Annotated in this window: 23 protein-coding genes; 16 read left to right on the forward strand and 7 right to left on the reverse strand. The window is 64.9% G+C overall.

The window, feature by feature from the left end; translation table 11 throughout:
- Window positions 1–10: 10 nt before the first annotated feature.
- The 4 genes from JQ604_RS21405 to JQ604_RS21420 all read left to right on the forward strand — a co-directional run bounded on the left by JQ604_RS21405 (window position 11) and on the right by JQ604_RS21420 (window position 3,771).
- The gene (locus JQ604_RS21405; RefSeq protein WP_212361131.1) at window positions 11–1,108 is read left to right on the forward strand and encodes a Gfo/Idh/MocA family protein; all 1,098 of its coding nucleotides are present in this window, start codon (window positions 11–13) and stop codon (window positions 1,106–1,108) included.
- Between the two features lie 10 nt (window positions 1,109–1,118).
- Complete coding sequence (locus JQ604_RS21410; RefSeq protein ID WP_212361134.1) at window positions 1,119–1,763, forward strand: ThuA domain-containing protein; 645 nt, start codon at window positions 1,119–1,121, stop codon at window positions 1,761–1,763.
- Entirely contained in the window at window positions 1,760–2,809 is a 1,050-nt protein-coding gene (locus JQ604_RS21415; RefSeq protein WP_212361139.1) for a LacI family DNA-binding transcriptional regulator, read from the forward strand. The genes JQ604_RS21410 and JQ604_RS21415 overlap by 4 nt, the downstream gene beginning before the upstream one ends.
- Before the next feature lie 68 nt (window positions 2,810–2,877).
- On the forward strand, window positions 2,878–3,771 hold the full coding sequence (locus tag JQ604_RS21420; RefSeq protein WP_212361142.1) for a dioxygenase: 894 nt from the start codon (window positions 2,878–2,880) through the stop codon (window positions 3,769–3,771).
- 1 nt (window position 3,772) lies between these two features.
- Here JQ604_RS21420 and JQ604_RS21425 read toward each other — a convergent pair whose 3' ends face one another.
- From JQ604_RS21425 to JQ604_RS21435, 3 genes are read right to left on the reverse strand one after another with little or no spacing between them, the layout of a single operon-like run.
- Window positions 3,773–4,498, reverse strand: coding sequence for a formyltransferase family protein (locus JQ604_RS21425; protein ID WP_212361146.1), 726 nt, complete (start codon window positions 4,496–4,498; stop codon window positions 3,773–3,775).
- A 29-nt stretch (window positions 4,499–4,527) separates the two neighbouring features.
- Window positions 4,528–5,862: a hypothetical protein gene (locus tag JQ604_RS21430; RefSeq protein ID WP_212361149.1), complete on the reverse strand. Its 1,335-nt coding sequence runs from the start codon at window positions 5,860–5,862 to the stop codon at window positions 4,528–4,530.
- Between the two features lie 53 nt (window positions 5,863–5,915).
- Window positions 5,916–8,162: a hypothetical protein gene (locus JQ604_RS21435; protein ID WP_249158540.1), complete on the reverse strand. Its 2,247-nt coding sequence runs from the start codon at window positions 8,160–8,162 to the stop codon at window positions 5,916–5,918.
- A gap of 668 nt (window positions 8,163–8,830) precedes the next feature.
- On the opposite strand from JQ604_RS21435, the gene JQ604_RS21440 reads away from it, so the two are divergent.
- From JQ604_RS21440 to JQ604_RS21490, 11 genes are all read left to right on the forward strand, one after another.
- Complete coding sequence (locus JQ604_RS21440; RefSeq protein WP_212361154.1) at window positions 8,831–9,544, forward strand: RNA polymerase sigma factor; 714 nt, start codon at window positions 8,831–8,833, stop codon at window positions 9,542–9,544.
- A 143-nt stretch (window positions 9,545–9,687) separates the two neighbouring features.
- Window positions 9,688–10,512 carry a flagellin gene (locus JQ604_RS21445; protein ID WP_212361156.1) on the forward strand — a complete coding sequence of 275 codons (825 nt, stop codon included), beginning with the start codon at window positions 9,688–9,690 and terminating at the stop codon, window positions 10,510–10,512.
- A 61-nt stretch (window positions 10,513–10,573) separates the two neighbouring features.
- Window positions 10,574–12,277, forward strand: a complete 1,704-nt coding sequence (gene fliD / locus JQ604_RS21450; protein WP_212361158.1) for a flagellar filament capping protein FliD — start codon at window positions 10,574–10,576, stop codon at window positions 12,275–12,277.
- Complete coding sequence (gene fliS / locus JQ604_RS21455; protein WP_212361161.1) at window positions 12,277–12,705, forward strand: flagellar export chaperone FliS; 429 nt, start codon at window positions 12,277–12,279, stop codon at window positions 12,703–12,705. Before fliD ends, fliS begins: the two co-directional genes overlap by 1 nt.
- Window positions 12,706–12,775: 70 nt before the next feature.
- Window positions 12,776–13,273 (forward strand): hypothetical protein, encoded by a 498-nt coding sequence (locus tag JQ604_RS42170; protein WP_433996270.1) that lies wholly within the window; start codon window positions 12,776–12,778, stop codon window positions 13,271–13,273.
- A 396-nt stretch (window positions 13,274–13,669) separates the two neighbouring features.
- On the forward strand, window positions 13,670–14,332 hold the full coding sequence (locus tag JQ604_RS21465; RefSeq protein WP_212361163.1) for a flagellar hook assembly protein FlgD: 663 nt from the start codon (window positions 13,670–13,672) through the stop codon (window positions 14,330–14,332).
- Window positions 14,333–14,351: 19 nt separating this feature from the next.
- Window positions 14,352–15,626: a flagellar hook protein FlgE gene (flgE, locus tag JQ604_RS21470; RefSeq protein WP_212361166.1), complete on the forward strand. Its 1,275-nt coding sequence runs from the start codon at window positions 14,352–14,354 to the stop codon at window positions 15,624–15,626.
- 2 nt (window positions 15,627–15,628) lie between these two features.
- Window positions 15,629–15,889 (forward strand): hypothetical protein, encoded by a 261-nt coding sequence (locus tag JQ604_RS21475; RefSeq protein ID WP_212361168.1) that lies wholly within the window; start codon window positions 15,629–15,631, stop codon window positions 15,887–15,889.
- A gap of 23 nt (window positions 15,890–15,912) precedes the next feature.
- Window positions 15,913–16,383, forward strand: a complete 471-nt coding sequence (locus JQ604_RS21480; RefSeq protein WP_212361171.1) for a flagellar protein FlgN — start codon at window positions 15,913–15,915, stop codon at window positions 16,381–16,383.
- Between the two features lie 22 nt (window positions 16,384–16,405).
- A complete protein-coding gene (gene flgK, locus JQ604_RS21485; RefSeq protein WP_212361173.1) occupies window positions 16,406–18,178 on the forward strand; it encodes a flagellar hook-associated protein FlgK in 1,773 nt (590 codons plus the stop codon).
- 15 nt (window positions 18,179–18,193) lie between these two features.
- Complete coding sequence (locus JQ604_RS21490; protein ID WP_212361176.1) at window positions 18,194–19,102, forward strand: flagellin; 909 nt, start codon at window positions 18,194–18,196, stop codon at window positions 19,100–19,102.
- Window positions 19,103–19,218: 116 nt separating this feature from the next.
- Here the strand turns inward: JQ604_RS21490 and JQ604_RS21495 are convergent, their stop codons facing one another.
- The 4 genes from JQ604_RS21495 to JQ604_RS21510 all read right to left on the reverse strand — a co-directional run bounded on the left by JQ604_RS21495 (window position 19,219) and on the right by JQ604_RS21510 (window position 25,247).
- Window positions 19,219–21,174: a sigma-54-dependent Fis family transcriptional regulator gene (locus tag JQ604_RS21495; RefSeq protein WP_212361178.1), complete on the reverse strand. Its 1,956-nt coding sequence runs from the start codon at window positions 21,172–21,174 to the stop codon at window positions 19,219–19,221.
- 176 nt (window positions 21,175–21,350) lie between these two features.
- Window positions 21,351–22,544, reverse strand: coding sequence for a serine hydrolase domain-containing protein (locus JQ604_RS21500; RefSeq protein ID WP_212361181.1), 1,194 nt, complete (start codon window positions 22,542–22,544; stop codon window positions 21,351–21,353).
- Between the two features lie 77 nt (window positions 22,545–22,621).
- Window positions 22,622–24,253 (reverse strand): flavin-containing monooxygenase, encoded by a 1,632-nt coding sequence (locus tag JQ604_RS21505; RefSeq protein ID WP_212361184.1) that lies wholly within the window; start codon window positions 24,251–24,253, stop codon window positions 22,622–22,624.
- Window positions 24,254–24,578: 325 nt separating this feature from the next.
- Window positions 24,579–25,247 (reverse strand): TetR family transcriptional regulator, encoded by a 669-nt coding sequence (locus tag JQ604_RS21510; RefSeq protein ID WP_212361186.1) that lies wholly within the window; start codon window positions 25,245–25,247, stop codon window positions 24,579–24,581.
- A 146-nt stretch (window positions 25,248–25,393) separates the two neighbouring features.
- On the opposite strand from JQ604_RS21510, the gene JQ604_RS21515 reads away from it, so the two are divergent.
- Window positions 25,394–26,455 carry a Gfo/Idh/MocA family protein gene (locus JQ604_RS21515; protein ID WP_212361189.1) on the forward strand — a complete coding sequence of 354 codons (1,062 nt, stop codon included), beginning with the start codon at window positions 25,394–25,396 and terminating at the stop codon, window positions 26,453–26,455.
- Window positions 26,456–26,505 lie beyond the last annotated feature (50 nt).

Consider the following 26,505-nt stretch of genomic DNA (forward strand, 5'->3'; position numbering starts at 1 on the left):
GGAGATAACAATGAGAAAAGTCGGCATCGGAATCATCGGCTGCGGTGTGATCAGCACCGCCTACCTGAAGGCGGCGCAGCGCTTCCCTGTCATGGAGGTCAAGGCGCTCGCGGACATGCGCAGCGATAACGCGGAGCGGCAGGGCGCGGAGTTCGGCCTGCCGGCGATGCGGGTCGACCAGTTGCTCAAGCGCGATGACGTCGAGATCGTCATCAACCTCACGGTGCCGCTCGCCCACACCGATGTCAGCCTCGCGGTGCTGAATGCCGGCAAGCACGTTCATTCCGAAAAGCCGCTCGGCATCAATGTCGCGGAAGCGCGCAAGGTGATGGACCTCGCCGCCCAGAAGAATTTGCGGGTCGGCAGCGCGCCGGACACGTTCCTCGGCGGCGGCCACCAGACTGCGCGCAAGCTGATCGACGACGGCGCGATCGGCACGCCGGTGGCCGGCAGTGCCTTTTTCGGCTGCCCCGGTCATGAGCGCTGGCATCCGGCGCCGGGCTTCTATTATCTACGCGGCGGCGGGCCGATGCTCGACATGGGGCCGTATTACATCACCGATCTCGTGCAACTGCTCGGCCCGGTCGCCAGTGTGATGGGCTCGACCGCGCGGCCGCGATCCGAACGCGTCGTCACCAGCCAGCCGATGAATGGGGCGCTGATCCCGGTTGAGGTCGATACCCACGTCTCGGGCACGCTGGAGTTCGAAAGCGGTGCCGTCGTCTCGATCGCGATGAGCTTCGACGTGCCCAAACACAAGCACGCGCCGATCGAGATCTACGGCGATAAGGGCAGCATGCTGGTGCCGGACCCCAACCGCTTCGGCGGCGAGGTGCAGGTGGCGAAAACCGGCGGCGAGTGGGAAGCGGTGCCGCTGACGCACGGCCATGTCGACGGCGAATTCCGCTCGATCGGCGTCGCCGATATGGCTTCTGCCATCCTGAACGACCGGCCGCATCGCGCCAGCGGCGCGCTTGCTTTCCACGTGCTGGAGGTGATGGAAGCGTTCCAGACCTCCGCCGACGAAGGCCGCCGCGTCAAGATCGAGAGCCGCGTCGAGCGGCCGGCGATGTTGCCGGCCGGATGTGAAACCGGACAGATCGACTGAGGGAATGACCATGCGCAAGGCATTGATAGTCTGGGGCGGCTGGCCGGGACACGATCCGGACCTGTGCGCCTCGATGATCCGCGGTTGGCTCAAGGCGGAAGGCTTTGAGGTCCGGATCGAGACCACGACGGCGGCCTTCGGCGATCCCGCGATCCATGATCTCTCGCTGATCATCCCGATCTACACCATGGCGAAGATCGAGAAGGCGGAGGCGCTCAATCTCTGCGCCGCGGTGCGCAGCGGCGTCGGGCTCGCCGGCCACCATGGCGGCATGTGCGATGCGTTCCGCGATTCCGTGGACTACCAGTTCCTGTGTGGCGGGCAGTGGGTTGCGCATCCCGGCAACATCATCGACTACAAGGTCGACGTGACCAAACCGGATGACCCCATCATGAAGGGTTTGAAGAGTTTCGAGCATCGCTCCGAGCAGTATTACATGCATGTCGACCCCGCCATCGAAGTGCTGGCGACCACGACCTTCACCGGCGAGCACGCGTCCTGGATCGACGGCGTCGTGATGCCGGTGGTCTGGAAGAAGCGATACGGCGCGGGCAGGGTGTTCTATTCCTCGCTCGGCCACCGCGCCTATGAGCTCGACGTGCCGGAGATCCGAACCTTGATGACCCGTGGCATGCTGTGGGCGGCCCGCGAATGAGTATGGGGACGATCCAGCCGGTGGCGCGGGCCACGCTCGAAGACGTCGCGCGCGCGGCTGGCGTGTCGCTCGCCACCGTCGACCGCGTCGTCAATCGCCGCGAGGGCGTCCGCGCCAAGACGGTCGCGCGGGTCGAGGCTGCGGTGGCAAAGCTCGGCTATCGTGCCGATGTCGCAGCGGCGCGGCTGGCGCGCGGGCAGAGCTTTCGCTTCGCCTTCGTGCTGCCGACCGGCAGCAACAGCTTTATGACCAACCTGACCGAGCAGGTCGCGCGCACCGCGGACTGGCTGGCCGGCCAGCGCGGCTTCATCGACATCCTCCATGTCGACGTGTTCGATCCGGACGTGCTCGCCGGCGCGCTGGAGAATCTGTCGCCGGCCTATCAGGGCGTCGCCGTGATCGCGCTCGATCATCCACGCGTCCGCGCGGCGATCGACGAGCTCGCCGCGCGCGGCGTCGCCGTGGTAACGCTGGTGTCGGATGCGCCAAGCTCGCGCCGGCTGCACTATGTCGGCATCGACAATCCCGCCGCGGGCCGCACCGCCGCGACCCTGATGGGGCGTTTCCTGAGCGGGCGCGAGGGTAGGGTCGCGGTGATCGCGGGATCGTTGTCGCTGCGCGATCACACCGAGCGGCAGTTCGGCTTCCACCAGATCCTCACCAGCGAATATCCTGATCTCACGGCGTTGCCGGCGATCGAGGGCCGCGACGACAGCGAGCGCACGCGAAAACTCACCGCGGCGCTGCTCGAGCGGCACGCGGACCTGCGCGGCATCTATTGCTGCGGCGCAGGCAATCGCGGCATCGCGGAGGCGCTGGAGGCCTCCGGCCGCGCCCGCGACGTGGTCTGGATCACCCATGAACTGACCCAGCACACGCGGCGTTTCCTGGTGCGCGGCACGCTCGATGCCATCATCAACCAGGACCCCGGCCACGAGGCGCGTTCCGCGGCGCGGGTGCTGCTGGCGCATTGCATGGAAGAGCCGATCAGCTCCGATCAGGAGCGCATCCGCATCGACATCTTCCTGCGCGACAATCTGCCGTGATCGTGTCCCATCCGCTGGTCTGATGGTGTATAGGCTGTTCCAAGCCGACACCAGGGAAGGACTTGCGGATGATCATTGCACGCCAGGAAGACGTCACGCCCGCCGTCCTCGCCGTCATGCAGCGGACGACCGATCCGCGCCTCCGCGAAATCATGATCTCGCTGGTCACGCATCTCCACGGCTTCGTGCGCGACGTCCGCCTCACCGAGGAGGAATTCCGGACCGCGGCGGCGATCCTGAACGAAATGGGCCAGCTCTCCAACGACACCCATAACGAGACTGTCCTGATGGCCGGCTCGCTCGGCGTCTCGCCGCTGGTCTGCCTGTTGAACAATGGCGACGGCGGCAACACCGAGACCTCGCAGTCGCTGCTCGGCCCGTTCTGGCGACTGAATTCGCCCCGCGTCGAGAATGGCGGCTCCATCGTCCGCTCCGACACGCCGGGGCCGGCGCTGTTCGTCAACGCCCGCGTCATCGACCGGGCAGGGCGGCCCGTCGTCGGCGCCGAGGTCGACGTCTGGCACGCCTCGCCGGTCGGCTTCTACGAGAACCAGGACCCGGACCAGGCCGACATGAACCTGCGCGGCAAATTCACCACCGATAGTGATGGCCGCTTTTCATTCCGCTCCGTGATGATGGTCGGCTATCCGATTCCGACCAACGGCGTGGTGGGCCGCTTGCTGAAGGCCCAGGACCGCCATCCCTATCGTCCGGCGCATCTGCATGCGCTGATCTTCAAGGAGGGCTTCAAGGTCCTCATCTCGCAGGTCTACGATCCCAACGATCCCCATATCGAGGATGACGTACAGTTCGGCGTCACGCGCGCGCTGATCGGCGACTTCGTGCGCCACACCGAGCCGCATCCAAACGCGGCCGACGTGACCGCGCCCTGGTATTCGCTCGACTACGTCTATGTGATGGAGGCCGGCAAGGCCGTGCTGCCGCGGCCTCCGATCAAGTAAACTAGGATGCCGCCGCCAGCGGCGGCGAGACGACTTGCGGCGCGTCTGCCTGGCGCGGCGCTGTCGTGGCGAGCTGGAAGCGGACGCCGTGCAGATCGATGCTGAGCGGGATGTCGCGGAAATCATCGTGGAAGGCGCGGATCCGGCGCTGCATCTCGGCGGCCGTGATGCCTGATGGCATCTCGCACATCTGACGATACATGCGCCGCGTGCTCTTGATGCCGCTCCAAGAGATCGGCAGCACGTCGAGCGGCGTCGGATCGCAGGCGAGCTCGCGCGACATCCGCCAGAACAGATGCGCCAGCCGCACATAGGCGATCTGCTCCAGCCCGCGCACGCTGATCTTGTCGGGGATGATGAAGGTCTCGACGCCGACGATCGGTCCGGAGTCGACGCTCGCAGCCATCACATGCGCGGTCGCGCCAAAGCTGCGGACGCCGTCATAGAGCGCGAAATGCGCCGGCGCCCAGCCGGGATATTGCGGCGGGCCGGGATGGAAATTGTAGGCGCCGTGGCCGAGCGCGGCGAGGATGTTGCCGGGCACGATCACGCTGGTGGTGAAGGCGAGCAGCCGCGCGTCGCGCAGCACCTCGGGCTCGATCGCGAGCAGCTCGTCCAGCGTCACCGCGCAGCGGAACGACAGCGCCGGATTGTGTGCCTTGAGGAGCTCGGTCAGCGCAAATTGCTGATCGGCGACGCCGGTGAGAAGGATGATGGTCTTGAGCATGAGGTAAGGCTCCTTCTCTTGCGATGGCGTCAGCCGCGACCGGTCATGACGACCACGCTGCCGGCGGCTTTGGATTGGGCAAAGGCACGGAACAGGTCGCGTGGCAGGGTCTGCCAGGGCGCGATCTCGAGAATGCGATTGTTGGCTGATGTCGCCGCCGCCTTGGCCGCGCGGATATCGTCCTGCCAGGGACACAGCGACAGCTCGAGCTGGCCGAAGCCGCCGGAGTCGCTGGCGAAGGCGCCGGTGACCGCTTCGATGCTGTCAGCGATCTCGCGGGCGTCGCTATTGGCGACGTCTCGCATGATCACCGTGACGGCGCCGGCCGACGGCGCATCCGATTTGACCACGATCATGGCGTCGCGGCCGCCGCTGCGGCTGGCGCGGCGCGAGCCGCGCATCGCGACCCCGAAGTCCAGGTCGGGACCGAGATCGGCAGTGCCGGACAGGTTATGCACGATGGTGGTGTGGCGCGGCGTGCCGAGATCCTCGCTCGGCGCGTGATAGGAGCGCGGCAGCCACACGGTCTCCAGCGCCAGCTGCGACGACGTCAGGCTCCAGGCCTGGTCGATCAGATAGCCGTCCCAGACGGACGGATAGGCCTGCGCGATGTGATGCCAGTTCCGCAGCAGGGTCGCGGCGGCGGCGGTGCGGCCGACATAGAGCGTGCGCGCCGACATCTCCCAGCGGTTCCACTTGTGAACCGCGACATCGCAATCGAGGTTCGCCGGCAGCAGCGGCGGCTCGGTCAGCACCGCATCGGCGTCGATGAGCAGCAGTGGTTCGGGATGCTGCCGCCACATGCGCTGCATGAAGTCGGCCTTGTCAGCGGCGCTGAGGGCATCGCCGGTGGCGTCGATCGCCTCGATGGTGAAGGCAATCCCAAACCCGGTCAGCGCGTCCGCAAGCTTTTGTGCATGATCAGCGCCCAGCGCGCTCGCGTAGCACGACACCACGCGCAGCGGCAGGTCCGTGCGGAAGTGCTCGCCGGTGCCGAGCGCGCGCCATTTGTGGCCGCCCCACCACAGCTCATGCGGGCCATCGAGGCTCGGGCCGATCGTGCCGAAGTCGGTCAGCTTGGACTTCAGGAAGTCGAACGCCGGGTTCTCGCCAAAGGGAATCACGACGGCACTATCGGTATGCAGCGAGCGGACCAGCAACTCCGCGCCGGCGCCGCTCAGCGGCTCGACCACGATCACGACGCCGCGATGCTTGGTGCCGAGCGTGCTGCCCCGATGAATGATGGCGGGGCCGAGCCGATCGACCAGCCAGTCCAGCCGGCGGCGCTGTGACGCGCTCAGTGTCACGCCGCTGGACTGCAGCAGATGGTCGAGATGATCGGAAGTCGTGTCGCGTGATGTCATGCCAATGCCCCTCGCAAGCTTGAACGTGCGAGGCGGCGCGATCAGGCGGACAATCAGCCGATCGATGCTGAGAGAGCGACCGTGTAGATCGCGACCTCATCGGCGGTCGGCTCGACCGTGACGAGCAGGCAGCCGTCGTCATCATGGGCGCGGAAATGGCGGCCGATCCGGGCCATTCCGGCATGGACCAGCCTGTCGTCGGCGATCGCCCTGATCTCGGAACTCTTGGCTGCGTCGGCTGCGGTCTCGCCGGATTGCACGACCACGCCGTGCAGCGTGCCCTCGCGGGTCAGTTTTGCGAGCGGCAGCGCGATGGTCGCGATCGCCATGCGGCGGGCCAGCGGGATGCGCAGGCGCAGGTCGCCAAGCCCGGTGCGGTAGACATTGATTGTCTCCAGCGCGGCGCGGCCGTCGCGGCCGAACAGGCAGATCTGCAGCGTGCCGCATGGCGTCTCGCCGAACACGTTGGCAGGCAGATGGTTGGCGCCGAACAGCAGGTACCAATGGGCGTGCGCCGGCGACAGGGTGGTCAGGCTGCCAGCGAGCCACATCGGTGGCGCCGGCGCGCTGCAAGCCGCGATCAGGCCGCGGGCGTTGATCTGGTTCTCGACGTAGTCGCGATCGATCAGCGGCGCCAGAGCCTGCGTGCCGAGGTTGACGTCATGCTGGAAGCCGCCAAGCAGCGCCACCTCATCGTCATCGGGTAGCAGCAGCAGGCGGCCGAGCACGGCGGCCGTCCAGAGCGCCGCAACGTCGCGATCGCGATAGGGATGCAGGCGATAATGCGGCGCGAGCTCGCGTGAGCGGGTCGCGAACGCCAGCGCGCCGGCCTGGATCTCGGAAACAAGTGCGGTCTGTGCCGCCGGGCGCTGGTCGCCTTCACGCAGCACCGCACCATTGCGATAGTCGCGCGCCGAGCCTTCCGCCGAGCAGCAAATCTGCTCCAGCAGCGCGATGTTGCGGATCAGCATGCGCTTGACATGCGGGGTGACGACGAGATCGGAGATCAGCCCCGCCGCGCTGTCCGCATCGGCGATGTCGTCGAAGGCGTCGTCGAGCGACAGCAAATAGGTGCCGTGCAGGCGGATGCGGAGGCCTTCGCGGTCGAAGATGCGTCGCAGCGCCTTCTGCACGCTGGCGGAATAGCCGAGGTCGGCCAGGATCAGGTCGGTGCAATGGTCGAAGCCGGGAATATTGGCGCGCAGATACGCCAGCAGCCGGGCGCGGATGCCGGCGGAGATCTCGGTCATCTCGCGCGGGTCCATCAGGTCGGGCAGGGCGTCGGCGAGGTCGCTGCCGGGCGCGATGCCGTCCGGATAATTGGCGAAGAACGCCATCACATCAGGCGGCGCCACCTTGACGATCTCGACAAAGGTTGCCGCGTCGATCCGCACCACGCGGCCCAACAGCTCGCACAGCGGCTCGAGCGTGTCGGCCGAGCCGACCAGGCTGATACGGCGGTTGATCTCGATATAGCTGCCGGTGCCGGCATGCGCATCCTGCCAGATCAGATGCGGCAGGAATCCGTCGCGTCCGAGGAAGCCGACCGCGACGCGGCCGCCGTCGCGCACGAGCTCCGTGCGCCGCGCCTCGATGAAGGCATCGAAATCGGTCATGACCGGGCCGAGCACGGTGAGGCCGAGCTGGAATGCGGCAGATTTCTCCGCGCTCTGCGCCGCCACCATGCGCCGCAGCGTGCGCGCGCCGTGATCGAGGCGCGACGGCCGATGCGGGCAGAGCAGCTCGAACACGGAGGTCTCGCGCTGCAGCTTGGAGGCCAGCGCGGCGCTCGCCTGCGGATAGTAGCGCGCACGGAGGCCGTAGCGGCGCGCGCCCCTGACGTCGGCGGCGTCGTTGTCGCCGATATGGATCGAGCTCGCTGCGTCCACATCCTGTTCGGCGATGTAGCGTTCGAACAGCGCCTCGCTCTTGCTGCTGCCGTGGTCGCAGGAGGCGTACAGGAAGTCCCAGGAGATTTCAGGGGCGCAGGCGCGCAGCAACCGCGCCAACTGGCCGGAATTCCAGTAGGTGTCGGAGATGAATCCGACACGATAGCCGGCGCGTTTCGTGTCCAGATATTGCCGGATCATTTCCGGATTGACGCGACACAATTCGATCTCGGCATTCAGCTCGGTGTCAGCAAGCCTCCCGAGGTCATCGCGTGTCAGGCCGAACAGCTTGAAAGGAAAAAACTTATAGACCTCGGCGATATCCACTTCAGTCGAACCGCTGCGCTCCCTGGCGAGCTTGCGCGCGCGTGCTTCCGCCTGGATTCGATGCTGAACGAAACTGACGGACATGTTTGGAAATTTTCGGGAAATGCCCGAGAGCTGAAAAACCCTTTCAAATACGCCATCTGGCGTCGTGCAGGCGCGCAGCAGAAATGTATCGAAAACATCGAATGAACATGCGGAAACATTTCGCGCGCGACGGGATGCGTCGTTCGTCATCGTCCTCATTCTCGAAAGTCCCGCTTGTTGTCGTGCGTTGAACGCGTGTGTGCGGCAATTCAGGCGCGTCACCGGAAAAAAGTTGCCGCGTGATTCAAAAACGCACGCTTGGCGACTGACAGATTCAAAAAAATCGATAACGTCGAATCGATGATTCGGAAAAAATTGCCGGGTCGCTTTCTCGCCCAAGCAAGATCGCGACCACACGCTGACCGATCATCCGCATGCACCACGCATGCACCCGTTCCGTGGCGTTAGTACGTGTGACAACAGCGTTTTCCGGCGCGACCAACTCTGCCGCGGGACTTTAAGGCATGCTGACTGAATGCTCGGATCCGATACTCTGGCTCCCCCCGGCTTGCGGGGATCGGCAGGATTTGCCGCCCGGTCGGCAAAAAACTCCAGCTAACTATTTGAAAAATAACAAATTTTCTGCGCCTGGAATGCTTGCCTGCTCCGTTCAACGATCAGAAGGCCGCATGGAATCTGTGTCAGCGGCGCTGGTTGGAGAGTCGGGGATGAGCTACGCGCTTGAAGTCAGGGCACCCGCCGAAGTCGAGATCGCCAAGGCCCAAGCCACTTCGATCGAGGCCGTGCCGATCGAGGCGGTGTCATGGGGTGACGTTCCCGTTGTGACCGACGCAGCACCCCTCGACACCGTCGGAGTGCAGGACGAGGACAAGGATCTGCTCGATCGTCTCGCCGGCGGCGACGAGACCGCGTTCCGTCTGTTGGTCGAGCGTCATGTCGATCGCGCCTACGCCATTGCGCTGCGCATCGTCGGCAACGCCGCGGATGCGGAAGACGTGGTGCAGGACACCATGCTGAAGGTGTGGACGCATCGCGGCCGCTGGCAGCACGGCCGCGCCAAATTCTCGACCTGGCTCTATCGCGTCGTCAGCAACCGCTGCATCGACTTGCGCCGCAAGCCGCGCACCGAGAATGTCGACGCGGTGCCCGAAGTCGCCGACACCCAGCTCGACGCGGCGGAAGTGATCGAGCGCAACGAGATCGGCACGCTGCTGGAAGTCGCGATGCAGAAGCTGCCGGAGCAGCAGCGCGTCGCGGTGATCCTGTCGTATCATGAGAACATGAGCAACGGCGAGATCGCCGAGGTCATGGACACCACGGTTGCCGCCGTGGAGTCGCTGTTGAAGCGGGGACGGCAGCAGCTGCGCGAGATGCTGCGCCGGCACGAGCGCGACCTGCGCACCGCGTTTACCGATTGCTAACCATAAAATCCCGCATCCGAAATTTTCCGCGCCTGATCGTTGACCGCCATTCCGTTTGATCGGGTGGACGGGGGCTGATCCGCGTCACGATCTCTTCAACGATGCGGCATGTCATGCCCATCAGCATCAGGAGCACCTAAAGCATGCCCGCAATTTCCACCAACACTGCTGCCAACTCGGCGGTGCGCTACCTCAACATCAACTCGCAGCAGGAAACCAGCGCGCTGTCGAAACTGTCGAGCGGCTCGCGCATCACCTCGGCGTCCGACGACGCGGCAGGTCTCGCGATCTCGACCCGCATTTCCTCGGACATCACGACGCTGCAGCAGGCCGCGACCAACGCCTCGCAGGCGACCTCGATCCTGCAGACCGCCGACGGCGGCGCTTCCAACATCTCCGACATCCTGGCCCGCATGAAGTCGCTGGCCTCCGAGTCCTCCTCGGGCACCGTGACCGACTCCAGCCGCGCCTACATCAACTCGGAATTCTCGCAGCTGACGAGCGAAATCGATTCGATCGCGACCGGCACCCGCTACAGCGGCTCGAGCCTGCTCGACGGCTCGAGCACCTTCTCGTCCGGCGTCTCCGTGCTGGTCGGCTCGTCTGCTTCCGACACCATCACGATCACGCTGACCAGCCTGACCGCGTCCTCGCTCGGCGTCACCTCGCTCGACGTCAGCACCCAGTCGGGTGCGACCTCGGCGCTGACCGCGCTCGACACCGCGATCGACTCCGTCTCCGCCGCCCGCGCCGACATCGGTGCGCAGGAATCGCGCTTCAACTTCTCGGCCGACTCGATCTCGACCCAGACCCAGAACCTGCAGTCGGCCAATTCGGCGATCAAGGACGTCGATATCGCCGCCGAGCAGGCGACGCTGTCCTCGGCCGAAGTGAAGACCCAGGCCGCGGTGTCGGCGGAAACCGCGGCGAACCAGATGCCGCAGTATCTGCTCAAGCTGCTCGGCTAATAGACCAACGATCGGGCCGGCCTGAGCGCCGGCCCGATCTTCCCTGTGCGGACGTGTTGACATGACGGTAAGCAGCGCCACCTCGAGCACGACCAGCAGCAGCACGACGTCGTCGAGTTCCGCCAGCACGGTGACGACGACCGGAACGACCAATTCGACCAGCGTCGACTGGGACGCCCTGATCGAGGCCCAGGTCCAGGCCAAGCTGGCGCAGGCCACCACGATCTCGACCACGATCACCGCCAACGAGGCCAAGATCACGGCCTATCAGGGCCTGCAGACCAACCTCAGCACGCTGGCATCCGGCCTGCAGTCGCTCAGCACGTCCATCATCAACTCGCTCGCCACCAACGTCTTCGCGACGCGTTCTGCGACGATCAGTTCGACCGGCGACGTCAGCGCCTCCTCGGCGCTCTCGATGACCGTCAACAATGGCGCAGCGACCGGCGACCACACACTGACGATCAGCCAGATCGCCACTGCGCAGAAGGTGATCGGCACCTCGCAGTCCAGTACGACCGACGAGCTCGGCTATTCCGGCACGTTCTCGCTCGGCCTGTCCGGCGGCACGGCCTCCGACATCACCGTCACCAGCACGATGTCGATGCAGGATATCGTCGATGCCATCAATGCGCAGACCTCGACCACCAATGTCCAGGCCTCGATCGTCCAGGTGTCCTCCGGCTCCTATGAAATGGTGCTGACCGGGACGGCTGACGCAGCCGACATCAGCTATTCGAGCACCTCCGGGGACGACATCCTCAACAAGCTCGGCGTCACCGACAGTTCGGGCGCCTTCACCGACGTGCTGCAGACGGCACAATCGGCGGAGTTCACGCTCGACGGCATCGCGCTGACGCGCGACACCAACGACATTTCGGACGTGCTGACCGGCGTCACCTTCAACCTGCTGCAGGCGACGCCCGACGGCGCCACGGTGAACATCTCGATCGGCACCGACACCAGCCAGATCGAGACGGCGCTGGAGACCTTCGTCACCAATTACAACGCATTTCGCGACGCAGTGGTCGCCCAGCAAGCCACCGCCTCGGACGGTACGGCGGCATCGACCGCGGTGCTGTTCGGCGACAGCACGATGCGCGACATCATGACCCGGCTGCAGGCGGTGCTCGGCACCTCGGTCAACGAGATGACGATGAGCGACCTCGGCCTGTCCTTCAACGAGAAGAACGAGCTGGAACTCGACACCGGCACGCTGTCCACGGTGCTGACCACCAATCTGAGCGGCGTGACCAAGCTGCTGGCGGCGACGACCACGACCTCGTCGAGCCAGCTTGCCGTTGTCAACACCGGTACCTCGCCGCAATCCTTCACGCTGGACCTGGCGGTGGATTCGAGCGGCACGCTGACCTCGGCGACCGTCGGCGGCGACAGCTCCATGTTCACGGTGATCGGCAACAGCATAGTCGGCAATTCCGGCACCATCTATGCTGGCATGGCCTTCACCTATAGCGGCTCGACCTCGCAGTCGATCACGGTGACGTCGACCTCGGGGCTCGCCACCCAGCTCTATCAGATCGCCAAGACCAGCTCGGCGAGCAGCGGATCGCTGCAGACGCTGATCACCAACCTGCAGACGCGCGACAACGATCTGACGAGCCAGGTCAACGACATCGAGAGCGCGGCGGCGACCTACAAGTCGCAGCTGCAGGCGCAGTACGCGAAATACCAGGCCGCCATCGAGAGCGCCAACAACACGCTGAATTACCTGAAAGCACTTCTGGACGCGGGATCGAATAACTGATGACACAAAATTCCACGGCGTATCGCGCCAACAACGCCTATCGGAGCGCAGCCGTCACGGTGCCGCCACTCAAGGCCACCGTGATGCTGTTCGACGGCGCGATCACGCTGCTGAACAAGGCCCAGGAGGCGCACGAGCGCAAGCAGTACGAGCAAGGCCACGAGTATCTGACGCGGGCGACCGCGATCCTGCGCGGGCTCAGCCACAACATCAATTTCGAGCGCGGCGGCCAGGTCGCGGAGCGGCTGTTCCAGACCTACAATGCGCTGATCATGGCGTGCCTGCGCGCCTACGGCCGGCCGAAATCCAGGGAGAGCTTTCGGCGCATCATCGCGGGGCTTGCGGAACTCCGCGACGCCTGGAAGTTCGTCGATGCCTCCGCCACCAAGCTCAGGATCCCGCCGGTCGATTCGGCCGCGCGGCGCTAAAGGTTCCGATCCGTCCCCGGCGAATCGGCCGGGGCGGGCCCATTGCCACTGATTCGTTATTGATTGTCCGGTGGACACCGTGCTGGACCCGATTATGTCTGGGCGGAAATCGATTTCCGCCGCCCCGCGAATGCATTATGACGGCCTTGGCGACGAGGCTGGATCTGCGCACGCGATGGAGTTGGCTGCCTTCGAGGACCTGATCGACCGGCTGGGGGACGAACTGTCCCGCTGGCCCGACGACCAGCGGCTGGCGGCCGAGGCGCTGCTGGCCGAATCCGCCGAAGCACGCGCGCTGCTGGACGAGGCGAGGGCGCTCCGCGAGGCGCTCAAGGCGCCGCCGGTCCGTGCACCGGCGGGCCTGGCCGACCGCATCGTGGCGGCGGCCGAAAAATTGGCGAAACAGGTGGCGGCCTCGCCGGATCAGGATGGTCCTAAGTCCGACGAAAAGACGGACAAGCCGGGCAAGGTGTTGCCGGCATTGCTGCTCGCGCTCTGCCTGATGCCGGCGCTGGCGCCGGAATTGACGGTCGAACCGCAGGGATCGTCGCGGAGCCAATCGCTCTGAGTTGCTGACGCAGCGCGTCGGCTGATTTTCAAATCGACTGAACTTTGAGCGTGGCACCGACGTCGCCGCGCGATCAGGCGGCATTCCCTCGCCCCGCTCTTGCGGGGAGAGGGTTAGGGTGAGGGGCTGCCTCCGCAAATGCGATGAGAAACGGACTCGCGGAGAGTCCCCCTCACCCGAAATTCGCTGACGCGAATTTCGACCTCTCCCCGCAAGCGGGGCAAGGTGAAGTCAGACCGCGCGCGGCAAATTCTGCCGATCAATCAACTGATTCCGCCTGCATGAATCCGCGCCTGAATTCGGCGCGCCGTTCGTTTCATCTGCAGACGACCTTCACGACCCCAACCATCACGACCTGCGTTCCGTCGCGTGAACCGCGACGAAGAGAGATTTGTCATGACCGTTTCCTCGGCGACATCTGCTGCAACGACCGCGACCACCGCGACGTCATCGTCGAGCGCCTCGAACTCGCTGAGCTCGACCGACTTCCTCAGCCTCCTGGTCAGCGAGCTGCAGAACCAGGATCCGCTGAACGCGACCTCGACCACCGACTTCATCAACCAGCTGACATCCTACGCCAACTTCACCGAACAGCAGTCGATCAACTCCAGCATGACCTCGCTGGCGAGCTCGTTCTCCAGCCTCGTGACGCTGAACTCGGTCAACTATATCGGTCATACCGTCGAGGCGAAGACCGACACAGCGACGCTGACCAACGGCTCGGCGACCTATGGCTATTCGCTGTCGTCGGCCGCCTCCGACGTCACGATCTCCGTGAAAGATTCCTCGGGCAACACCGTTTACACCGGCACCGGCACCGGCAATGCCGGCTCCAACACCTTCACCTGGGACGGCAAGAATTCGAGCGGCACGCAGCTCACCGACGGCGGCCAGTACACCATCTCGGTCACCGCGACCGACTCCGCCGGCAACTCCGTCCTCAACTACACGACCATCAGCGGCACCGTGACCGGCATCGACGCGTCGTCCTCGACGCCGGCGCTGCTCGTCAACGGCACATCCGTCTCCGCCGCCAACATCATCGGCGTCACGTCCTGATCGCATTCGGAGTTTTATCATGAGTTTGACCGGAGCACTTTCCTCGGCGATCTCGGCGCTCAATTCGCAGAGCCAGTCGCTGGCGATGATCTCGGATAACATCGCCAACGCCGACACCACCGGCTACAAGACCACGTCGGCGATGTTCGCCAATCTGGTGACGGCGTCGAACAGCTCGCAATCCTACACGTCGGGCGGCGTCACCGTGTCGGGCCGCGCCAACATCACCCAGCAGGGCCTGCTGGCGGCGACCACCAACGCGACCGACGTGGCGATCCAGGGCTCGGGCTTCTTCGTCACGTCCGACGCGACGACGGGCGGCTCCACCTATTACACGCGCAACGGCGCGTTCACCACCGACAACGCCGGTTATCTCGTCAACAACGGCTACTACCTCGAGGGATGGCGCACCGATGCCGACGGCAATGTTGCCTCTGGCGCTGGCCTGACGTCCATCAACACGCAGGTCGCCTCCACCAGCGGCAGCGCCACCACCAAGACCACGATCGCGGCGAACCTGCCGGCGGACGCCGCGATCAGCACAACGACAGACCCCGTCACCTTCACCAGTTCGATGACGGTCTATGATTCGCTCGGCACCGCGAATTCAATGCAGATCACCTGGGAGAAGACCGCTGCCAACACCTGGAAGGCCAGCTTCGGCGCGCCGACCCTGGCGTCGGACTCCAGCACGACCACCGCCAGCGCGCCGACGGATACGGTGGAAATCACCTTCAACAGCGACGGCTCGCTCGCCAGCACCACGCCAAGCCCGCCGACCGTTGCGATCACTGGCTGGACCGACGGCGCCGTCGACAGCAACATCACGCTCAATCTCGGTACCGTCGGCAAGACCGACGGGCTGACCCAGTATTCGTCGGGCGAAACCACGCCGGCGGTCGATCTGACCAGCATCTCGTCCGACGGTCTCGCCTACGGCAAGCTGAGCAGCATCTCGGTCGGCAAGAACGGCATGGTCGATGCGACCTATTCCAACGGCCAGACCATCGCGATCTACAAGATCGCGGTCGCGACCTTCTCCGATCCCAACGGCCTCGTCGCCCATAGCGACGGCATGTATTCGTCGACGGTCGACTCCGGCAACGCGACGCTGCAGGGTTCAGGCCAGAACGGCGCCGGCACGATCTATGGCAGCGAGCTGGAATCCTCGACCACCGACACCAGCGGACAGTTCTCCAGCATGATCTCGGCGCAGCAGGCCTATTCGGCGGCGTCGCAGGTCATCACCACGGTCAACAAGATGTTCGACACGCTGATCTCGGCGGTGCGGTGATCATGGCCGCAGCGGGCAAGAGCGACAACGACGTGCTGCTGCGCCGCTTGCAGCGACTGTCGCTGCGCGCCGCCGCGGTGAAGGCCGACGACACGGCGCAACTGCGTGCGCTGCTCGACGATATCCAGACGTTACGCGACCAGCTGATGCGCGAATGCGCGCGCATCGACCAGGAGATCAACCGGACGACGGTGCGGACCACGGCGATCACGGCCTATGCACGTGGCGCCGGTTCGATCCGCAACCAGCGCCGCGGCCATTGAAAGACAAGAACGGGAGCGACTTCATGACACCGGCACGCAACCTACCGCCTCGCAACGTCAGGACGGCGCTCGCCGCCAGCGACGAGCGCGCGAAATCGCTGATCGCGCTGATCGACGACCTGATCGCGATCGTGAACGAAGAAAACGCCGAGCTCGCCAAGGGCCTGCCGGCTTCGCGGCTGAAGCAGGTCGACGAGAAGAGCCGGCTGGCGACGCTGTTCGAGCAATCGGTCGCGGAGGCCGTGGCCAGGGCGCAGAGCCTGCATGTGCAGGACCGGGTGCTGCGCGAGCAGCTGATGGAGCGGATACTGAAGCTGCGCGGGGCGATGGACGAGAACGTGATGCGGCTGCGCGCGGCGATCGAGGCCTCCAACCGCCGCATCGAGGCGATCATGCAGGCGATCCGCGAGCAGATCGCCAACGTCTCGCCCTATGGCGCCGCCGGCCGCCGCGTCACCTCGGCCGCGTCCTACGGGACCAACGTCCGCGCCTGAAGGCGGAGTAGGGAGGCCAGCCGTGTCGCTCGATATCGCACGATTGATCGCCTATAGCGGGCTGTCGGCCACGCAGGTGCAGATCAGCGTCGCCTCGGCGAACATCTCGAACGCGGACACCAAGGGCTACACCGAGAAGACCGCCAACCAGTCGACCAGCGTCACCGGTGGCGTCGGCACCGGCGTCACCGTCACCGGCATCACCTCGACGGTCGACAAATTGCTGCTGAAGTCGCTGGTATCGGCGACCTCCGACCTCGGCTCGGCCGACACCACCAACTCCTATCTCACCGAGTTGCAGCAGCTCTATGGCAGCACGTCGAGCTCGGACTCTTCGGGCACGTCGCTCGCCAACACGCTGGCCTCGCTGGAATCGGCGCTGTCGTCGCTGGCGAGCACGCCGGGCAGCGCTTCGCTGCAGGCGAGCGCGGTCAGCGCGCTCGATGATGTCGCAACGCAATTGCGCGAGACCTCGGCCAGCATCCAGAACCTGCGCTCCAACGCCGACCAGGACATTGCGTCGTCGGTCGACGACATCAATTCCGACCTGACCCAGATTGCCGGCCTGAACGCGCAGATCAAGCAGCAGGCGGCGACGGGGCAGTCGACCGCCGATCTCGAGGATCAGCGCAACACGGCGCTGCAGGATCTCGCCTCGAAGATGAATGTCAGCTACTTCACGGCGTCGAACGGCGATCTGCAGATCTATACGGCGTCGGGGCAAGCGCTGGTGGACAGCAGCGCACACACGCTGAGCTATACGGCGGCCGCCAACGTGACGGCGGCAACCACCTACAACCCGGGTTCGTCGTCGAGCGGCTTCAGCGGCATCACCGTCAACGGCGTCGATATCACCTCCCAGATCACCTCTGGCAAGGTCGCAGCCCTGGTCACGCTGCGCGACCAGACGCTGCCGGCGGCGCAGTCGCAACTCGATCAGCTCGCGACGCAACTGGCGTCCAGCCTCAACACGGTCTCCAACCAGGGCTCTTCGGTGCCGCCGCCGACCAGCCTGACGGGCACGGCGACCACCAGCAGCTCGACGGCGCTGTCGGCATCGGGCACGGTGCGGATCGCGGTTGCGGACAAGAGCGGCAATCTCGTCTCCTACGCCGATCTCGATCTCTCCTCCTATGCGACCGTCGGCAGCCTCGTCAGCGCCATCAACGGCATTTCCGGCGTGTCAGCCTCGATCGATTCCAGCGGTCACCTTTCGATCAGTGCGACCGGGTCCGGCAACGGCATCGCCATCAACGAGATGACGAGTGCGGTCGGCAGCTCCAGCGCGGGCTTTTCCGATTATTTCGGGCTCAACGATCTCGTCACCGCGACCGGCGCTTCCGATTTCGCGGTGCGTAGCGACATCCTCAGCGGAACGGCGGCGCTGCCGACGGCGACGCTCGACTCGTCGGCGACATTGACGGCCGGCAATTCCGTGCTGTCGTCGGGCTCCACGACCGTGATCAACGCGCTGCACGATGCGCTGACCGACTCCACCAGCTTCTCCGCGACCGGCGGGCTGGCGGCCACCACCGGCTCGTTCGCCGACTACGCCTCGGCCATCGTCGCCAATGTCGCCAGCAAGGCGACCGCGGCGTCCTCGACCTACACCGCCAAGGAGACGGCACAATCGAGCTACGCGAACTCGCTGTCGTCGCAGTCCGGCGTCAACCTCGACGAGGAAAGCGCGCGGCTCAGCTTCTTGCAGAATAAATACACCGCCGCCTCCGAGCTGCTCCAGGTGATCAACAGCATGTTCTCCGCACTGGTCACCGCAGTGCAGTCGACCAGTTAACATGAGGTTTGTGTCATGGTGATGCGTGTGGCCACCTTTGCGCAGTCCGATCAGATGATCGCGAGCGCGCTGCGCATGCAGGCGGTGATGGCCAATGCGCAGGTGCAGGAATCCTCCGGGCTGAAGTCGGAGGATTTCGGCGGCTACGGCTCCGGCGCCGAGCGCGTCATCAATCTGCAGGTCTCGGTGACGCGCGCACAGTCCTATATCGATTCCGCGACGCTTGCCGACAGCAGGGTGCAGGTGATGTATTCCGCCGTGGGATCGATGACCGACATCATCACCAAGCTGCGCAGCCAGCTGTCGGCCGCGACCACCGGCAGCAGCACGGAAACCAATTCGGTGATCTCCACCGCGCAGCAGATGCTGTCGCAGATGGGCTCGCTGCTCAACACCCAGTATAACGGCGAGTACGTCTTCAGCGGCGCTCGCACCACGACCGCGCCGGTCGATCTGACCAGCTTCTCCACCGGCACGGGGTCGACCAGCACGGCTGACACCAGCTATTACCAAGGCGACAGCGAGATTGCCTCGGTGCGGGTCGCGGACGACCAGACCGTCTCCTACGGCGTCACCGCCGACAATTCCGCCTTCGAGCAGGTGATGCGGGTGCTGAAATTCGTCGGCAACAGCACCTCGCTGTCGTCATCAGACATCACCAACGCGCTCGATCTCGCCAGCAGCGCGCTGGATGCGACCGCCGCGGTGCAGGCCAAGCTGTCGAATTCGGCCTCGCAGATCGAATCGGCAAGCTCCCGCCAGAGCGACTACCAGAGCTTTGCCCAGACGCTGTCCGGCGATCTCACCAATGTCGATGTCGCCGCCGTGACCGCGCAGCTCTCGACCTATCAGGCCCAGCTCACCGCGAGTTATTCGGCGATCGCCAAGATCCAGAGCATGAACCTGGCGAGCTATTTGAAATAGCAAAGATGCGTAGGGTGGGTTAGCCGAAGGCGTAACCCACCATTGTCTCCGCGGTGAAAGAAGCGGTGGGTTACGCCGAGCGGATGCGCTTTGCGCATCCGCGGGGCTAACCCACCCTACGGCTTCACAGGACTTGGCTGGACCCCAATATTATAGCGATGCAACTTGGCATATACCGTGCTCTTGGCGAGGCCGAGCGCAGCCGCGGTGGCCGTGACGTTGCCGTTGCAGGCGCGCAGCGTGCGTGCGATCAGGTCGCGCTCGGAGGATTCGGCGAGAGATAGATCGAGCGTTCGCGTGGCCGATTGTCCTGTTCCGCGGATGCTCTCGGGCAGGTCCGACGGTTCGATCGCCTCACCGGTAGCGGTCAGCATCAGGCTCTCGACGAGGTTGCGGAGCTCGCGGACATTGCCGGGCCAGTCGTGGCGCCGCAGCTGCACCAGCGTCTCGGGCGCGAAGCGGCGATCGGCGAGGCCGTAGCGCGACGCTGCCTGGGCGACAAAATGCGCGACCAGCAACGGAATGTCGTCGCAGCGTTCCCGCAGCGGCGGGATCGCGACCGGGACGACAGCGAGCCGGTAATACAGATCCTTGCGGAAGCGTTTTGCCTCGACCTCGGCCTGCAAATCGCGGTTGGTCGCGGCTATGAGGCGGAAGTCGACCTTGCGCACCGCGGTCTCGCCGATCCTGGAGATCTCACCGTTTTCGAGTGCCCGCAGCAAGATCGGCTGCAGGTCGAGTGGCAATTCGCCGATCTCGTCGAGGAACAGCGTGCCGCGCGCCGCGGCTTCGATCTTGCCCGCTAGGCCGCCGCGCCGCGCCCCGGTGAACGCGCCGTCGACATAGCCGAACAGCTCGCTGGCCAGCAGCTCGCGCGAGGCGCAGCCGCAATTGACGGCAACGAACGGGCCGTCGCGGCGTGGCGAGGCGGCATGGATGCCGTGTGCGAAGACTTCCTTGCCGACGCCGGTCTCGCCGAGCAGCAATACCGGCGCGGTGGACTTGCCGACACGACGGCAGGTTTCGACGACATCGTGCATCCTCGGGCTGGCGTAGATCGTATTGGCAAAAGCCTGTGTCTCGCCGCGGGTCAACGCTGGCAGTCGGCTCGACGCCGGCTTCGGCGCCACCATCACGGTGCCGAGATGCTCGCCCTGATGGATCACCGACTTGAGCCATTCCTCCTTGATCCAGGCCGGCCGCGAGGACATCGGCTCGTCGACTCTGCCGAGCTGCGGGAAGCCGGACTGGCCGCCGGGCGCGCCGAGATCGCGCATGATCTGCGCCATCTCTCCACTGGCCTTGAAGGGACGTCCGGCGCTGTCGAACAGCACGGCGTGATGCCGGTCCGACGGCGGCAGCATCCAGAAGCATCGGTCGAGCAGCCGGTAGCGCGCGTCCAGTTCGATCTGCAGCAGCTGCGCCTCGATCCGCGCCGCCGCCGAAATCGCCAGCGCCAACGCCGGCCGACCATAGGACGAGGAGAGACCGGAGATGTCGATCGCGCCGATCACGGCGCCGTCGATGGGATCGCGGATCACGCTGGCCGAGCAGGTCCAGCGATGGATGCCGGAGCAGAAATGCTCGGTGGCGTGGACCTGGATCGGCTGTCCGGTTTGCAGTGCCGTGCCGATCGCGTTGGTGCCGCAGGTCGTCTCGCTCCAGTTGCTGCCGGGCAGCAGATGGGTCTTCTCCACGGCATCGCGCAGCGCGAGCTTGGTGTCGCCTTCGAGGCGCAGCACCAGGCCGTCGACGTCGGTCAGCACCATCACGGTGCCGGTTTCCAGCATGTAGTCGCGCGCCAGCGCCATCGTCGAGGCGCCGGCCTGGACCAGGCGGCAGCGCTTGTCGAGCAGGCGCTGCAGCCGGTCATCCCGGATCGGCATCGGCGCCTGGTCGCGCCGATAATCCACCGCCGATTGCTGGCAGCGCTGCCAGGAATCGGTGATCGCCGAGCGCACGACCTCTTGACGCGCATTGCCACTGCCGGACAGGAAGCGTTCCCAGTTCGTCAGGACGTCGCGTTCGATACCTGGAGTGGCGAAGGCTTCCTCTGGCGTCTGACCCAACACGTTCCCTCCTTTGACGCGCTGAGTGGTCCACATCTCTGCCGGACCCCGAGCTTTTCTTTTGATTGTGAAGCCATCCATGGAAACAGGCAACCGGGTACCCCGACCTTGGTGTGATCCGGCCGCACCGCAAAACGGCGCGGCCGGAAGTGGGTTGAGGGCCTTGAGCCGCAAGGAACCTACGCCGCCTTGCGTTGGCTCAGGCTGTCGTAGAACGCTGTTTCAAAACGCATATATCCGGTGAACGAGGCCACATCGGCAAACGGGAGGATCTGCGTGGCCCAATAGCCGCCATAACCGTTCTGGCGGTCGATCCAGTAGAACAGGTTTGCGAGCCCCGCCCAGCCGAGTGCGCCGGCGGGCCGTCCCGTCGGGGCCTTCTCGTCATTGACCATGAAGGTGAACGCCCAGGATTTCGACAGGCCGGGGAAGAACTCCGCATCGTTGGAGAGCGACTTGATGACGCCCGGCAGCGCCGTCACCTTGAGATCGCCGAGCTGGTTCTTCTCGGCCATCGCCACCGTCTCCGGCTTCAGAACGCGGCCCTGCGGGCCGGCGCCGTCATTCAGCCACATCCGGATGAAGCGCATGTAGTCGCCGACCGTGCTGTAGAGGCCGTGGCCACCCATATGCACCTCAGGCGCCGCCGGCAGCTCGAACTCCATCGGCGTCAGCGAGCCGTCGGCGTTGCGGGCATGCACGCCGGCGAGCTTGCTGCGCACCGCATCGTTGATCTCGAAGGTCGTGCTCGCCATGCCGAGCGGCTTGAAGATGCGCTCCGCAAAGACCTCGCCGAGTCGCTTGCCGGTGATGCCCTCGACCACCTGGCCGACCCAGTCGATGTTGGTGCCATATTCCCATTTCGAGCCGGGATCGAACAGCAGCGGCGTCATGATCGCGGCTTTCGACGAGGTGATCACGCTCGGCTGGCCGTGGTCGGTCGCGAGCCGCAGATAATTCTCGTTGAAGAAGTCGTAGCCGAAACCGCCGGTGTGCAGCAGCAGCATGCGCGTGGTGACGTCGCGCTTCGGCGCGCGAAGTTTTGGCTGGCCCTTGGCATCGAAGCCGTCGATCACCTGCAGCTTGCCGATGTCGGGCGCATAGGTCTTTGCGGGCGCATCGAGGTCGAGCTTGCCGTCCTCGATCAGCTGCAGCGCGGCGGTGCCGGTGATCGCCTTGGTGGTCGAGAAGATGGCGAAGCTGCTATCGGTCGTCATCGCGGCCTGCTGGTCGGTGCGCCGCTTGCCGACAGCGCCCTCGTAGATGTTGCCGTTGCGATCGGTCACCATCGCGACCACGCCCGGGACACCCTGGCCCGTCGTGACGGTTTCTTGGAGAATGGCGTCGGCTGTTGTCTTGAAATCCTTGCTCATGTGTTGCTCCGTCTGGTCCTGATGATGCGGGAAGGCGGGCCGCGCCGACCGGAACGGTGGCGCGGCCCATGATGCGTTCACTGCTTGGCGAAGCCGGGATAGGCGGAAGAGGCGACCTCATCGCACTTCTGGCGATAGGTGCCGACGCCGCCGATATAGGACAGCAGGCGGCGCGGCTTGCCGTCGACGTTGGAGCCCATGTACCAGGAGTTCGTCTTGGTCACGAGCGTGGTGTTGGCCACCTCGTCGTGATGCGCGACCCAGGCGTCCTGCGCGTCCTTGGTCGGCTCGATCACCTTCAGATGGTTCTTCTTCAGATAAGCGATGCACTCGCTGATCCACTCGACCTGCTGCTGCAGGCACGTCGTCATGTTGCAGAGCGCGGTCGAGGGCGCCAGCGGTGCGCCCGTGGTGAACAGGTTCGGATAGCCGTGGACCTGCAGCCCCATCGTGGTGCGGATGTCGCGGCTCCATTCCTCCTTCAGCGAGCGGCCGTCGCGGCCGCGGATGTCGATGCGGGTCAGCGCGCCGGAGCCGGCGTCGAAGCCGGTCGCCAGGATGATCACATCCAGCCCGTACGACGTGCCGTCGGCAAGCTCGATGCCCTGCGGCGTGATCCGCTTGATCGGGTTGCTCTTGACGCTGACCAGCTCGACATTGGCCTGGTGGAAGGCTTCGAGATAATTGGTCTCGAGCGGCACGCGGTGCGTGCCGAAACCGTAATCGGTCGGGATCAGCGCCTCGCAGAGCTTGGGATCCTTCAGGCGCGCGCGCATCTTCTTGCGGACGAACTCGGAGATCTCCTCGCTGACCTCCTCCTCGAAGAACATCTCGACGAAGGAGGCGAGCCACAGCCGCAGCGAGCCTTCGTCCCAGATCTTCTCCAGCACGGCGTGACGCTGCTCGACCGTGAGATCCTTCCAGGCGCCGTTGGTGAAGTCGTATTCGAAACCGGTGAACGAGTGCGGCAGAACCTTGCGGAACTCCTCGAGCCGCGCCTTGTAGGCCTCGACCTCGTTCGGCCCGTATTTCGGGTTCTTCATCGGGATGATGTATTGCGGCGTGCGCACGAACACCTTCAGGCTGCCGACCTCGCCGGCGATGGTCTGGATCACCTGGATGCCGGTCGCGCCATTGCCGACCACGCCGACGCGCTTGCCGGCGAGATCGAGCTTCTCCTTCGGGTAGCGGCCGGTGTGGACCAGGGTGCCCTTGAACGTGTCCTGTCCGGGAAACACCGACGTCAGCGGCGCCGACAGCATGCCGCAGCATGTGATCAGGAACTGCGCGTCGATGGTGTCGCCCTTGTCGGTTGTGATGGTCCAGCGCTGCGTCGCCTCGTTGAAGACCGCGCTCGTCACCGTCGTGGAGAAGCGGATGTCCTTGCGCAGGTCGAGCCGGTCGGCCACGTAGTTCAGCCACTTCTCGATCTCGGGCTGGCCGGGGAAGCGCTCGCTCCAACTCCAGCCCTTGTAGAGATCCTCCGAGAACAGATACTGATAGATGTAGGCCTCGGAATCGAAGCGGGCACCCGGATAGCGATTCCAGTACCAGGTGCCGCCGACGCCGGTGGCGGTATCGACCGCCTTCACCTCGAGGCCCAGCTCGTCGCGCAGCTTGTAGAGCTGGTAGAGGCCGGCAACGCCTGTGCCGATCACGACGGCATCAAGGCTTTCATGTTGGCGTGCGCCGTTGGTTGTCTCACTCATGTCATCCCTCCCATTGTGCAATCGTTGTTCTGTCCCTCGTCACGATGCGCGGGACGTGTGGGGAACTACGCAGATTGCGTGCCAGGGCAGGTCGTGGGTCTAAGCGCTTGCAGGGATTGAGGTGTTACTCGCGGACGCAAGGCGCAACCGTTCGAATTTCGAACGGAATGAGAGAGACGCGACCGAATATCGATCTGGCCGATGATCAGTAAGTGGGAAGGCGTCGACGCTGCGTAGGGTGGGCAAAGGCGCGAAGCGCCGTGCCCACCATCGAACGGCGTGCTCGCGATGGTGGGCACGCCACGCTTTGCCCACCCTACGATTTTCAATCCGTCCGCACATAGCGCCACAGCGCGTCGGCGATCTCGCCGCGGCGCTGGGCCCGGGCCTTGGGTGACGACATGTCCCGCGCGAATTGCGCCTCGAAGGTATGGCGGTTGGCGACCGAAAAGAAGCTCAGCGCGTTCAGCGTCATGTGCAGCTCGACGGGATCGATGCCGGATCGGATCACGCCGCCTGCAACGCCACGCTCGAGCACCCTGGCGATCTGGCTGATGATTGGCTGCGTGATCTGCTTCAGCGTTTCGCTGATCGTGATGTGCCGTCCACGATGGATGTTCTCGATCGTAACGAGGCGGACGAATTGCGGATGCGCCTGGTGGAAATCGAAGGTGAATTCCGCGAGCCTTCGGATCGCGGCCTCCGGCGCCAGCGCTTCGAGATGCAAGTTCTCTTCGGCGGCGCGCATCTTGGCGTAGGCCATCTCCAGCACCGCGGTGAACAGCCCTTCCTTGGAGTTGAAGTAGTAGAAGATCAGCCGCTTGGTGATGTCGGCGCGCGCGGCGATGGCGTCGGTGTTCCCGCCGGAGAGGCCGTTCTCGGCAAACTCCTCGAAGGCGATGTCGAGAATCTCCTGCCGCGTCCGCTCGCGGTCGCGCCGCTTGACGGGCGGCGGTTTCGCGGCACGCGCGGTCGGTTTCTTCACGCTTGGCATCTGGCGGCTCGGTCCTTGGCGTTCGGCGCGACGTCGATCCATAGCGCAATCGGGCGCTCTTGACAGCAATTATCCGATGGAGTAATTATTAATTATCCAGTGGATTAATTAATCGAAAGTCGGCATCAGCCGAAGAATGGACGGGGATGAAAGCCATCAAGATCGGCGTGATCGGCGCAGGGCTGATCGGACGCAAGCATCTCGGCAAGCTCGCCGGGCGCGACGACTATGAGCTGGTCGGCATCGCCGACGTCAATGTCGATCAGGTCGCGGCCGCGCATCCCGGCACGCGCGTGTTCGCCGACTATCAAAAACTCCTCGCCGAAGCGCGGCCCGAGGCCGTCATCATCGCATCGCCCAACCAGGTGCATGCCGAGACCGGCATCGCCTGCGCGCGGGCCGGCGTCCACATCCTGATCGAGAAGCCGGTCACCGACCGGCTCGAGACGGCGGCCGAATTGATTGCCGAGGTCCGTAAGGCCGGCATCCAGTCGCTGGTCGGCCATCACCGCCGTCATCATTTGCAGGTGAAGGCGTTGAAGCAGTTGCTGGCGCAGGGGCGTATCGGTGACGTCGTCGGCGTCTCCGCGATCTGGGCGACGCACAAGCCGGAGGATTATTTCAAAGTGGCGCCGTGGCGGTCGCAGACCGGTGGCGGGCCGATCCTGATCAATCTGATTCACGAGATCGACTTTCTGCGCTTCACGGTCGGTGAGATCACCGCCGTCTCGGCGCTCGCCTCGAACCGCCAGCGCGGCTTTGTCGTCGAGGACACGGCGGCGGCGCTGGTCGAATTCGAGAACGGCGCGCTCGGCACGTTCTTTCTCAGCGATTGCGCGGTGAGCCCGTGGACGATGGAGCAGGGGCTCGGCGAAGCGCCGGAGTTTCCGTTCAGCGGACAGAGCAGCTACCGCGTGATGGGCCGCCGCGGCACGCTGGAGTTTCCGACGCTCGACCAGTGGACACAGGCGGGCGGTGCGCAGAACTGGAATCAGCCGATCCAGTCGCAGGCCAACCATGCCGGCTCGATCGATCCCTATGTCGCCCAGCTCGATCATTTCCGCGATGTCATTCGCGGCGCAGCGCCGTCGCTGCAGCCGGTCGATGACGGCGCGCGCAGCCTCTTGGTGACGCTCGCGATCGCGGAGGCGGCGGCGACCGGAGGGCGTATCGATTTGCGCGAGCGATATGCGGAACTCGAATCGTAGATGAGATCGTAGGGGGTAAAGCGCCAGCGTGCCCACCATCGCGAGCACGC

It is taken from the genome of Bradyrhizobium jicamae (genome assembly GCF_018130695.1).
GTDB classification, from domain to species: domain Bacteria; phylum Pseudomonadota; class Alphaproteobacteria; order Rhizobiales; family Xanthobacteraceae; genus Bradyrhizobium; species Bradyrhizobium jicamae_B.